The organism is Stenotrophomonas sp. SY1 (assembly GCF_021202945.1).
Taxonomy (GTDB): domain Bacteria; phylum Pseudomonadota; class Gammaproteobacteria; order Xanthomonadales; family Xanthomonadaceae; genus Stenotrophomonas.
Map to the genome: position 1 here is coordinate 127,305 of NZ_JAJOYR010000001.1, position 12,966 is coordinate 140,270.

A 12,966-nucleotide genomic window follows, 5' to 3' on the forward strand; every position below is an offset into this window, starting at 1 on the left:
TCATGAGCAAGCTGCAACCTGTCCTTGTCGCCGGTGGCTGGCGTGATTCGGTGGAGCCGGTCGGCTCACTGGGTGCGCATGATCCGGCCACCGGCGAGCCGATCGGCGAGTTGTACCCGGTCAGCTCACGCCGCGAAGTGGAGCAGGCACTGGTTGCGGCAATCGGTGCGGCGGAGGCAATGGCCTCCGCCGACCCGGCGCGCATCGCAGGCTTCCTCGACGCCTATGCCGACGCCATCGAAGCCAACGCCGATGCGCTGGTGGACATCGCCCACCGCGAAACCGGCCTGCCGAAAACGCCGCGCCTGCGCGATGTGGAACTGCCGCGCACCACCGGCCAGCTGCGCCAGGCCGCACGTGCGGTGTGGCAATGGAGCTGGGCGCATCCGGTGATCGATACCGCCACCGGGCTGCGTGCGATGTTCGGCCCGCTCAGCAAGCCGGTGGTCGTATTCGGCCCCAACAATTTTCCGTTCGCCTTCAACGCCATTGCCGGCAGCGATTTCGCCTCGGCCATCGCCGCACGCGCACCGGTGATCGCCAAGGTGCATCCGCTGCATCCGGGCACCAGCCTGTTGCTGGCGCGTATCGCGCGCCAGGCGCTGCTGGAGTCCGGTCTGCCGGCGGCCGCCATCCAGATGCTGTACCGGGTGGAAGGCGCGGCCAGCGAACTGCTGGTCGGCAATCCGGCCATCGGCGGCGTGGGCTTCACCGGTGGTCGCGCCGGCGGGCTCGCGCTCAAGGCCATGGCCGACAAGGCCGGCGTGCCGTTCTACGCCGAGATGTCCAGCATCAACCCGGTGTTCCTGCTGGAGGGCGCACTGGCCGAACGCAGTGCCGCGCTGGCGCAGGAGTTCTTTGCGTCCTGCACGATGGGCAGCGGCCAGTTCTGCACCAACCCCGGCCTGCTGGTAGTGCCGCGCACCGAAGCCGGCGACCGCTTCCTGAGCGAAGCGTGCAAGCGCTTCGACGGCGCATCGGCACAGGTGCTGTTCTCGGCCGACGGCAGGCAGCATCTGAATGCCGCCATCCATGCCCTGCAGGACGCCGGTGCATGGCGCTGCGCGGGCCAGCCCGAGCCGAAGCGTGATGGCTGGTGGGTGCAGCCGCAGCTGTTTGAAGTTGATGGCGAGCGCTTCCTGCAGAACCCGCAGGCGTTGCAGGTTGAAGCCTTCGGCCCGGTCAGCCTGGTGGTGCGCAGCCGCGACGCCGCACAGGCATTGGCCATCGCCCGTGCGTTCGAGGGCAACCTCACCGCGACGATCTACCGCGCAGGCAACGGCGATGACGATGGCGTCGCCGCCGCGCTGATGCCGCTGCTGCGCCCGCGCGTGGGGCGCCTGATCGTGGACCGCATGCCGACCGGCGTGGCGGTCAGCCCGGCGCAGAACCACGGTGGTCCGTATCCGGCCACCAGCCATCCGGGTTTCACCTCGGTGGGCATGCCCGGTGCGATCCGTCGCTTCACCGGCCTGCACAGCTACGACAACGTGCCCGACGCGCTGTTGCCGCCGTTGTTGCGCGACGCCAACCCGGCGCGCGCATGGCGGCTGATAGACGGGCAATGGAGCACCGATGACGTGGGAGGCGCGGCATGAGCAGCCAGATCGGTCACCTGAGCCTGGAACAGGCGCGCGCGCGCTTGCAGCGGTGGAGCGCGCAGGCCGCGCCGATCAGCGCCGCCGAGTACCAGCAGCGCGTCGAACACGCCCGCGCACTGATGCGGGCGCAGGGCGTTGATGCGCTGCTGGTGAACGCCGGCACCTCGCTGCGCTATTTCGCGGGGGTGCCATGGGGCGCCACCGAACGGCTGGTGGCGTTGCTGATCACCGCGCAGGGCGATCCGGTGATGCTGTGCCCGGTGTTCGAGGAAGGTTCGCTCGATGCGGTGCTGCGCATCCCGGTGGACAAGCGCCTGTGGGAAGAGCACGAAGATCCGTATGCACTGGCAGCGCAGGTGCTGCACGAACGCGGCGGCACGACCCTGGCGCTGGACCCGGGCGCGGCCTTCGTCATCCACACCGGCCTGACCCGGCACATCGACGCCACGCGCGTGACCGACGCGACGGCCATCATTGATGGCTGCCGCCTGTGCAAGTCGCCGGCCGAGCTGGCGCTGATGCAGCAGGCCTGTGACATGACCCTGTTCGTGCACCAGCTGGCGGCGGGCATCGCACACGAAGGCATCGGCACCGACGAACTGGTGCGCTTCATCGACGAGGCCCATCGCGCGCTGGGTGCTGACAATGGTTCGACCTTCTGCATTGCCCAGTTCGGCCATGCCACGGCGTTTCCGCATGGCATCCCCGGCGTGCAGCACCTGCGCGAAGGCGAGCTGGTGCTGATCGATACCGGCTGCACCGTGCAGGGCTACCACTCCGACATCACTCGCACCTGGGTACTGGGCGCGGCCGATGACGCACAGCGCCATATCTGGGATCTGGAAAAGGCCGCGCAGCAGGCCGCATTTGATGCAGTGCGCCCGGGCGTGGCCTGCGAGGACGTGGATGCCGCCGCACGTCGCGTGCTTGAGGCCGCAGGGTTGGGCCCGGACTACCGCTTGCCGGGGCTGCCGCATCGCACCGGGCATGGCTGCGGACTGGCCATCCATGAAGCGCCGTACCTGGTGCGTGGCAACCGCACGCCGTTGGCGGTGGGCATGTGCGCGAGCAACGAGCCGATGATCGTGGTGCCCGGAAAGTTCGGTGTGCGGCTTGAGGACCACTTCCATGTCACCGAAGACGGCGCGCAGTGGTTCACGCCGCCGTCGGTGGCGATTGATGTGCCGTTTGCCTGACGAGCGAAGCGAGACAGAGCCCCTCTCCCGTTTACGGGAGAGGGGTTGGGGTGAGGGGAAGACGAAGCGGCCGAAGTGAAGCCCGCGATTCCACTTCGAAGAAGGGAAACGCAAGGAGCGGAGCAACAAGCAACAACACGCTGCGCGCTCCCCTCATCCGCCCTTCGGGCACCTTCTCCCGTAAACGGGAGAAGGGAAAAGCCAGAAGCAAAACCAAAACCAAAACCAAAACAACAGCCAAAACAACAGCCAAAACAACAGCAACAGCAACAGAAAACCAGCACTCACCCCACCCCCACGCAGCAGAGGCAGTACCCCGCACGAAGTCCCCCCGCTTCGCCGAAGAGTCTTCATTACCAGCAGGTGATCCATGGCTTCACAAGGCAAGTTCAAGAAAAGTCTCAGCCTCACCGACCTCACCTTCATCGGGCTTGGCTCGATATTCGGGTCCGGTTGGCTGTTCGCCGCCAGCCACGTCTCGGCCATGGCCGGGCCGGCAGGCATTCTTTCCTGGGTGTTCGGTGGCTTCGCCGTGTTCCTGCTTGGGCTTGTCTACTGCGAACTGGGCGCAGCACTGCCGCGTGCCGGCGGCGTGGTGCGCTACCCGGAGTTCTCGCACGGGCCGCTGCTCGGCTCGTTGATGGGCTTCATCACCCTGATCGCCTTCTCCAGCCTGATCGCCATCGAGGCCGTGGCCAGCCGCCAGTATGCGGCGGCGTGGTTTCCCAGCCTCAACGTACCCGGCAGCAGTGATCCCAGCCTGCTCGGCTGGGCCGTGCAGTTGGGCCTGCTGGTGCTGTACTTCCTGCTGAACTACTTCAGCGTCAAAAGCTTCGCCATTTCCAACAACATCGTCAGCATCTTCAAGTTCATGGTGCCGCTGCTGGTGATCGTCCTGTTGTTGACGCATTTCAACAGCGACAACATGACCATCCACGGCTTCGCACCCAACGGTTCGGCCGGCGTGCAGCTGGCCATTTCCACCGGCGGCATCATCTTCGCCTACCTGGGCCTGACGCCGATCGTCTCGGTGGCCAGTGAAGTGCGTGAGCCGCAGAAGACCATCCCCATCGCGCTGATCCTTTCCATCGCGCTGTCCACCGTGATCTACGTGCTGTTGCAGGTGTCGTTCCTGGGCGCGATTCCGGCCGAACATCTGGCCAACGGCTGGGCCGGCATCGACAAGCTCTACGCACTGCCGTATCGCGACATCGCACTGGCGCTGGGCCTGGGCTGGCTCGCCTTTCTGGTGGTGGCCGATGCGGTGGTCTCGCCCAGTGGCACCGGCAACATCTACATGAACGCCACGCCGCGGGTGATGTACGGCTGGGCACGCAGCGGTGGCTTCCTGCCGTCGCTGACCAAGATCGACGCCAAGTCCGGCATTCCGCGCCGTGCGCTGTGGGCCAGCTTCGGCCTGTCGGTGTTCTGGACGCTTCCGTTTCCGTCCTGGGAAAAGCTTATCGGCGTGGTGTCGGCGGCGCTGGTGCTCAGCTACGCGGTGGCACCGGTGACGGTGGCTGCACTGCGGCGCAGTGCACCGGGCATGGCACGGCCGTTCAAGGTGCGTGCCTTCGCCGTGCTGGGGCCGGTGTCGTTCATCGTCGCCGCGTTGATCGTGTACTGGTCACGCTGGCAGGTGCTGTCCTGGCTGCTGGGCCTGCAGGTGGTGGTATTCGCCGCCTACGTGCTCTACAAGCTGCCCTCGGCCGAAGGCCGCCAGCGCCTGTTGCGGCAGGTGCAGTGCTCGCTGTGGCTGATCGTGTTCTACCTGCTGATCATGCTGATGTCCTGGCTGGGCACTTTCGGCGGCATCGGTGCGGTCGGCCACCCGTGGGATTCGCTGGTGGTGGCGGTCATCGCCCTGGGCATCTATCTGTGGGCCGCACGCAGTGGCCTGCGCGCCGATGAATTGAACCTCGACGAGGATGAGGCCGAAGCAGAGGACTGAACTGCCGGCGTCACCTTTCCCGATCCACTGTATCTGCCGGAGTCTGCTTGAAAACCTCGATTGCCCTTGCCGCCCTGTTGCTGGCGGCCTCCAGCCACGCTGCACCCGTCACGGACATGCAGCGCTCACTCGCGCTGCGTGAGCAATGGATCGGCCTGACCCGCGATGTGGCGTGGCCGGCGCGCTGGCATGACGATGGCCGCTTCCATTATCGAAAGACGGTGGAGGGTGGCTTCCGTTTCCTGCTGGCCGACCCGGTCACGGGCAGAAGCGAGGATGCGTTCGATCATGCGCGGCTGGCGCAGGCCATCACCACGGCAACGGGGCAGGCGCAGCAGGCGTTGCGGCTGCCGTTCGAGGACTACAGCGAGGAACGGGCGGACGGGCACAGCATCGCTTTGCTGGACGTGGCAGGCACGTCGCTGCGCTGCGATCTGCAGGCCTATGTGTGCACACCGCAGCCGGCATCTACGCGGCGCCCGCGTGGCTTCGGCGTGGTGCGTGACCTGCGCGTGCCGGCCGACCCCACACCGCAGCGCTCACCAGACGGGCAATGGGAGGCGTTCGCGCAGGGCTACAACCTGGCGCTGCGGCGCGTGGCCGACGGCAGCGTGCGCGCGCTCACGCACGATGGTGACGCGCAGAACTTCCACGACCCGGAAAGCATCGTCTGGTCGCCGGATTCGCGGCAGCTTGCGTTCTATCGGGTAAAGCCTGGCACCGCGCGACTGGTGACGCGGGTGGAAACCGCGCCGCCCGGTGGTGGCCAGCCCAACGTGCAGTTGCAGCTGTATCCCAAGCCCGGTGACGCGGTGGATATCGAACGGCCGCTGCTGGCCGATGTCGCCAACGGCAAGTTGACCGTCATCGATGACGCGCTGTTCGCCAACCCTTACCGGCTTTCGCCGATCCGCTGGCGCGCCGATGGTCGTGGCTTCGCCTTCGATTACATCCAGCGCGGCCACCAGCGCGTGCGCCTGATCGAAGTTGCCGCCGGCGATGGCCAGGCGCGTACCGTGGTCAATGAAGACAGCCGCACCTTCGTCGATGCCTGGCGTCCGTACCAGTACGAAATCGATGACGGCAAGCAGGTGCTGTGGCTGTCCGAGCGCGATGGCTGGCGCCATCTGTATCTGTACGACGGCCTCAGCGGCAAACCGCTGCGGCAACTCACCCGGGGTGATTGGGTGGTGCGTGAGGTGTTGAAGATCGATGCCAAGCGTCGCGAGGTGTGGTTCAGCGCCAGTGGCATGGATGCCAGGCGTGATCCGTATTTCCGCCAGGCATTCCGGGTGAGCCTGGATGGCGGCGAGCCCGTACGCCTCACCCACGCCGACGCCGATCACGATGTCGCGCCGTCGCCGGATGGGCAGTGGTACGTGGACGTGCATTCGCGCGTGGACCTGCCGCCGGTGATGGAACTGCGTCGCGCCGATGGCAGCCTGGTGCGCACGCTTGAGCAGGGCAACATCGATGCGCTGCGCGCGGCCGGCTGGCGTGCACCGGAGAGCTTCGTGGCCAAGGGCCGCGATGGCAGAACCGATATCTGGGGCCTGATCGTGCGTCCGCGCGATTACGACCCGGCCAAGCGCTATCCGGTGATCGAAAACATCTATGCCGGCCCGCATGATTCGTTCGTGCCCAAGCGCTTCTGGCCGTTCGGTTACCACAGTGGTGGCGACAAGGGGATCGGCATGCAGGCGCTTGCCGACCTGGGCTTCATCGTCGTGCAGATCGACGGCATGGGCACCTCCAATCGTTCCAAGGCCTTCCATGACGTGGCCTGGAAGAACCTGGGCGACTCCGGCTTCCCCGACCGCATCGCCTGGCACCGTGCGCTGGCCGCGCGTGATGCGTCCTATGACATCTCCCGCGTCGGCATCTATGGCGCGTCGGCCGGCGGCCAAAGCACGCTGGGCGCGCTGCTGTTCCAGCCGGATTTCTACAAGGCTGGCGTTGCGTGGAACGGCTGCTACGACAACCGCATGGACAAGATCAGCTGGAACGAACAGTGGATGGGCTGGCCGGTGGATGAAAGCTATGCACGCGCCTCGGGCGTGGACAACGCCCATCGCCTGCGGGGTGATCTGCTGCTGATCGTTGGCGAACAGGACAGCAACGTGGACCCGGCATCGACCATGCAGGTGGTGGATGCGCTGGTCCGCGCCGGAAAGGATTTCGACCTGCTCAACATCCCGGGCGGCGAACACACCGTCGGACGTTCCACCGGGCCCATCGACTACGCACACCGGCGTCAGTTCGATTTCTTCATCCGTCATCTGCAGGGCCGGCAGACGCCAGCCTGGAACGCGGCGCCGGATGCTCCTTCCAGATAGGTAACGCAACCGTGAGAGGTTCCACCATGTCTGTCGCACGCCCAACCCGCCAGAAGCTTTCCGTGCTGGCACTGTCGCTCGCCCTTGCCACGGGGCTGGTAATGTCGCCGGCCGCCCTGGCCCAGTCGCCGGAAACCAAGCAGGCGCTTGCGCCGCCAGCCAACGCCACCGAAGCCAAGCTGCGTGATCTGTACAACAGCGAGTGGGACTGGCGGCAGAAGGAGTTCGCCCGCGAGAAGATCGACGGCCGCTGGCAATCGGCGGCACACCTGCCTTCGGAGACGCCGCAGGCCTGGCAGCGACGCGCCGAGTATTGGGCACAGGTACTCAAGCAGCTTGACGCGCTGGACCAGGCGCAGATCTCGCGCGAGGAGAAGATCAACGAGGCGGTGTTCCGCACCACCGTCGAGGGTCTGCACAACGGCGCGGTGTGGAAGACCTACGAAGCCCCGTTCAACAGCGACACGTTCTTCTGGGTCGGGCTCAATCCGCGCCAGCCGTACCAGAGCGAGGCCGACTGGCGTCGTTTCATCGGCCGCCTGGATGACATGCCGCGCTACTTCGCTGAAAACATCGCCAACATGGATGCCGGCCTGAAGCGCGGCTGGAGCGTGCCTCGCTCGTCGGTGCAGGGCCGCGACAACACCATCGTTCCCTACACGAAGGCGGATGTGGAAAACCCGTACCTGGCGATGTTCGACCGCATCCCCAGCTCCATTCCCGAGCCGGCGCGCAGCCAGCTGCGCGAGCAGGGCCGCAAGGTGGTGCTGGACAAGGTGGTGCTGGCCTACAGCGGCCTGCTCACCTTCATGCGCGAGCAGTACCTGACCCGCGCGCGTACCACCACCGGCGCCAGCGACCTGCCCGATGGACGTGCGTTCTACAAGACCCAGATCCGCGAGTTCGTGACCCGTGACATGACGCCCAAGCAGGTGCATGACATCGGCCTGGCCGAGGTGGCGCGCATCAACGGCGAGATGCGGCAGGTGATGGCACGGTCGGGGTTCAAGGGCAGCTTCCCGGAGTTCCTGCAGTTCCTGCGCACCGATCCGCAGTTCTACGCAAAGACACCGAAGGAACTGCTGTCCTACACCGCGTGGATTGCCAAGAAGGTCGATGGCGAGCTGAAGAACGTGGTCGGTACGCTGCCGCGTTACCGCTTCACCATCCTGCCAGTGCCCGATGAAGTGGCACCGATCTACACCTCCGGCCGTGGTGGCCTGGATTCGTGTCTGTTCAACACCTACGACCTGCCCTCGCGGCCGTTGTACAACCTGCCGGCGCTGGTGGTGCATGAGTGCGCGCCGGGCCACAGCTTCCAGGCGGCGCTGGCGCTGGAAGCACCGGCACGCCCGGACTTCCGTCAGCAGACCTACTTCTCCGGTTACGGCGAAGGCTGGGGGTTGTACACCGAATGGCTCGGCACCTTGATGGGCATCTATGAGACGCCGTACGACGACTTCGGCCGGTTGACCTTCGAGATGTGGCGCGCGGCTCGCCTGGTCATCGACACCGGCCTGCACGAGTACGGCTGGACTCGTCAGCAGGCCATCGACTATCTCGCCGCAAACACCGCGCTGGCGCATCACGACATCGTGACCGAGATCGACCGTTACATCGCATGGCCGGGTCAGGCGACGGCGTACTACCTCGGTTACAAGACCATGCGTGACCTGCGCAGCGAGGCCGAGCGCGAGCTGGGGCCGAAGTTCGACCAGCGCCCGTTCCACGACACCATCCTCAACCTGGGCTCGGTGCCGTTGCCGGTGCTGGAGTCGGAAGTGCGCAGTTTTGTGGCCGAGCGCAAGACCGGTAAGAGTGCTGTCGGCGAAGAGTGAGGCCGACCCGCAGGCTGCCTGCCGCAACAGGCAGCCTGCGGCTTTCTCTCGACGCACGCGCATCGTCCTGTTCATGCAACGGAACCCTACTATGACGTGATGCAGATAACGCACGCGCTTCGCGTCGCTTCGTCGTAGGAGCGGCTTCAGCCGCGAAGCCACCGATCTCACCGACGCCAACGATGGCTGGCAATCATTGCAGCTATTGCGCACGCACCGATTACGGAACCTCCACGAGCTTCGCGGCTGAAGCCGCTCCTGCAACGGAACGATGCGATCGTCGGGAATGCCGTGCAGCACACGTGAAACCGGGACTCATCCGCAGACTGCACGCCCTTTCCGTAGGAGCGGCGTAAGCCGCGAAGCCACCGGTGCCACCGGCGCCAACGAAGAGTGGCAATCATTGCGGCGATTGCGAATCGCACCGATTCCGGAACCTGCATCAGCTTCGCGGCTGAAGCCGCTCCTACAACGGAGCGGTTTGATCGTGTGCTGAAGATATGGTGCTGCCAACCGTAGGAGCGGCTTCAGCCGCGAAGCCACGGATCTCACCGGCGCCAATGACCGCAGGCAATCATCGCAGCGATTGCGAACGCAACCATTGCGGAACCCGCATGAGCTTCGCGGCTTACGCCGCTCCTACAACGAACTGCTGCAATGTGATTTGTGCAGATTGCGACACGTTTGAAAGCGAAAAGATTCAAACAACGCGCTTCGATAGCGATGTCATGCATCGCATCATCGCAGCGATGGCCGGAATCAAATCGCGAAATATGCGCATCCGCGCAATCGCTCGAAAGCAAACAACCACCAGCGCAGGGTGGCAGCAACGCGATAGATAATCTTGTTTGTGCGGATATCTGCATCCGATTCCGTCAAGAATCACAAGACCATCCGCATCGCCAGCAAACAGACTGGATGACAGGGAAGTTTCACCTGTCGGCTTGCATGAAGATCAAGGGATTGGTGGCTCACGCACGAAGTCGGCAGAACGACGTCCTGAACGCTGCCCCGCATTGCCGGGGGCATTCAGCCAGCTTGTCACGGGAGAGAGACCATGACAGTCGTATCTGCTTCTGCTGCCCGTTGTACGCAACACACGTCCGCAAGGCCCGCCGCGCTGCCGCGTGCCGGAACGCTCGCCGCCAGCCTGGCGGTGGCATTGTGGGGAAGCCCGCTGCTGATCGCACCGGCCATGGCACAGAGTGCCGGCAGCGATGACGCGGTCAAACTCGACACGGTGATGGTGACCGGCTCGCGCCTGATCCGCACCGACCTGGATGCGCCCAGCCCGACCACCATGGTGACCCGCGAGGATATCCAGGCCGCCGGCAGCGCTACCATTGAAACCGTCCTCAACGAATTTCCGCAGCTTGCCGCCGGTAATACGTCCAGCGTCAACAACGGCGGTGGCTCGGGCGTGTTGACCGCCAATCTGCGCGGCCTCGGCGCCAACCGCACGCTGACCCTGGTCAACGGCCGCCGCTTCATGCCGGCCGACTCCGATGGCGTGGTCGATCTGGCCAGCATTCCCGATGCCCTCATCGAGAACGTGGAGATCGTCACCGGTGGCGCATCTGCCGTGTACGGCTCCGATGCCATCGCCGGCGCGGTCAACTTCATCATGCGCAAGAACTTCAGCGGCATCGAAGCGGCGTACACGCATGGGCAGACGTCCGAAGGTGATGGTGCCTACGACAAGTACGACATCACCCTGGGCGGCAACTTCGCCGATGACCGCGGCAACGCGGTCATCTCGTTCAGCCGTACCGACCGCGATCCGGTGCTGCAGGGCGCGCGTGATTTCTCCAAGGTGCCGCTGGATACGGTGGACGGCAAGCTGGTGCCGGGTGGCTCGGGCTCCATTCCCGGCACACGCATCGGCCTGAGCGGCAGCCAGCTCGGCTCGCTGGTCGGCGTGAACCTCACCCCGGCCGGCGAATGCAGCGCCATGACCGGCATCCGCTTCGGTGAAAACGGCACGCCGCTGCCGTACTGCAACCCGCAGGATGCCTACAACTACGCGGCCATGAACTACCTGCAACGCCCGCTGGAGCGCACCCAGGTCACCGCGCTGGCCAACTACAAGGTCAATGATGCGGTCGAAGCCTATGCCGAGGTGTACTACTCCGATTCGGCCAACCGCTATCAGCAGGCCCCGGATTCGTTCACCCCGGTGACACCCGGCGCGGGCTCCTCGACGCTGCTGGTGCCCAACTTCGCCAACAACCCGGTGCTGCTGCCGGCAGTGCGGCAGTTCTTCACCGACAACGCGCACATCTTCGATCCCGATGGTGACGGCACCGCCAGCATCGTCGGCGCCGGCCGTCGTGCCGATGAACTGGGGCCGCGCTATTACACGTATGACCGCGTCAGCCGCAATCTGATCGGTGGTCTGCGCGGAGACTTCGAAGTCGGTGGTGGCCACTGGTGGCGCTGGGATGCGTTCGTGCAGGAACAGCACACCCGCACCGACACCACCCAGAACAACATGATCAACCAGGCACGCCTGGCGCAGGCGCTCAACGCCACCGTCGACAGCGCCGGCAACCTGGTCTGCGTGAACCCGGCCAGCGGCTGCGTGCCGGCCAGCATCTTCGGCCTGGAATCGATCAGCCCGGGCTCGGCCGCGTTCCTCACCCCGCAACGCGCGCACACCGAAACCTTCGACCGCAACGTGGTCGGGGCAACGCTGAGCGGGTCACTGTTCGACCTGCCGGCCGGCTCGGTGGCGATGGCCTTCGGTGCCGAGTACCGCAAGGACGAATACGCCTTCCAGCCCAGCGCGATGGACGTGGCCGGTGAGTACGGTGCGGTGTCGCAGATGCCGATGGCCGGCGAATACAGCGTCAAGGAAGTGTTCACCGAGTTCCGCGTGCCGTTGCTCAGTGGTGCGCGGTTCGCTCAGAGCCTGGCCATCGAAGGTGCGGCACGGTATTCGGACTACTCGACCATCGGTGGCGTGAACACCTGGAAGGTGGGCCTGGAATGGTCGCCCACGGACTGGATGCGTTTCCGCAGCGCATACAACGTTGCCATCCGCGCGCCGTCGTTGAACGAGTTGTACTCGCCGCAGGCGCGCGGCTTCACCTCCGGCGTTGATCCGTGTACCGCCTCGGCCAACCCCAGCGCGGCGCAGCAGCAGCTGTGCATCCAGCAGGGCGTGCCGGCAGCGGACCTGCCCAACTTCTCGCAGGGCTCGGTGGGCTTCGAGCGCACCACCGGCGGCAATCCCAACCTCACCGAAGAGAAGTCCGACACCTTCACTGTCGGTGCGGTGTTCAGCCTGCCGCAGGTGGACGGCCTGAACTTCGCGGTGGACTACTTCCAGGTGGACGTGGAAGACGCCATCACCAGCCTGGGCGCCAACCAGATGCTCAGTGACTGCTTCAGCCAGCTCGATCCCAACTCCACCACCTGCCGCGCCATCATCCGCCTGCCCAACGGCCAGATCGACGATGTGCGTTCCACCCTGCAGAACATCGGCAAGCTCAAGGCACGCGGCCTGGACTTCCAGACCGACTACCGCTTCAACGTGCCATGGGGCATCGGTGGCAACGACGGCAACATGTCGTTGACGCTGCTCACCAGCTGGTTGTTCGAGCGCTCCATGCAGGTGGTCAGCAACCAGCCGGCGCTGGATTGCGCCGGCTACATGGGCGGCGGCTGCGGTGGCGGTACCGGCGCGATCATGATTCCCGACTTCAAGCTCAACTTCACCGTTGGCTACAAGAGCGGCCCGCTGTCGGTGCGCCTGCAGACCCGCATGATCGACAGCTTCGACCTGCGCCCGGGCCTGACCGCCGCGGTCAACAAGGCGCCGCGTGTGTGGTACGTGGACAGCAACGCGATCTACGACTTCAACGAAACCGTGCAGCTGTTCGCCGGCATCGACAACCTGTTGAACAAGCAACCACCCATCCTGGGCACCGGGCTGGCCGGTGATGCCAACACCGATGTGGGCGTCTACGACGTGCTGGGGCGCCGCTACAACTTCGGCATCCGGGTCAAGTTCTGAGCCGGGGCGCCGCATCCACGGGTGCG

Annotated in this window: 7 protein-coding genes; all 7 read left to right on the top strand. The window is 65.3% G+C overall.

Going from position 1 to position 12,966, the window contains the following annotated elements; translation table 11 throughout:
* Positions 1-2 precede the first annotated feature (2 nt).
* The 7 genes from LR961_RS00510 (at position 3) to LR961_RS00540 (ending at position 12,940) form a co-directional block, all read left to right on the top strand.
* Positions 3-1,598: an aldehyde dehydrogenase (NADP(+)) gene (locus LR961_RS00510; protein ID WP_232146478.1), complete on the top strand. Its 1,596-nt coding sequence runs from the start codon at positions 3-5 to the stop codon at positions 1,596-1,598.
* Entirely contained in the window at positions 1,595-2,797 is a 1,203-nt protein-coding gene (locus tag LR961_RS00515) for a Xaa-Pro peptidase family protein (protein ID WP_232146479.1), read from the top strand. Before LR961_RS00510 ends, LR961_RS00515 begins: the two co-directional genes overlap by 4 nt.
* Before the next feature lie 370 nt (positions 2,798-3,167).
* A complete protein-coding gene (locus LR961_RS00520) occupies positions 3,168-4,748 on the top strand; it encodes an APC family permease (protein ID WP_232146480.1) in 1,581 nt (526 codons plus the stop codon).
* A 116-nt stretch (positions 4,749-4,864) separates the two neighbouring features.
* Positions 4,865-7,084, top strand: coding sequence for a S9 family peptidase (locus tag LR961_RS00525; RefSeq protein WP_232149127.1), 2,220 nt, complete (start codon positions 4,865-4,867; stop codon positions 7,082-7,084).
* A 26-nt stretch (positions 7,085-7,110) separates the two neighbouring features.
* Positions 7,111-8,922: a DUF885 family protein gene (locus LR961_RS00530; protein ID WP_232146481.1), complete on the top strand. Its 1,812-nt coding sequence runs from the start codon at positions 7,111-7,113 to the stop codon at positions 8,920-8,922.
* Positions 8,923-9,482: 560 nt separating this feature from the next.
* Complete coding sequence (locus LR961_RS00535) at positions 9,483-9,764, top strand: hypothetical protein (RefSeq protein ID WP_232146482.1); 282 nt, start codon at positions 9,483-9,485, stop codon at positions 9,762-9,764.
* 215 nt (positions 9,765-9,979) lie between these two features.
* A complete protein-coding gene (locus LR961_RS00540; protein WP_232146483.1) occupies positions 9,980-12,940 on the top strand; it encodes a TonB-dependent receptor in 2,961 nt (986 codons plus the stop codon).
* The last annotated feature ends 26 nt before the right edge of the window (positions 12,941-12,966 follow it).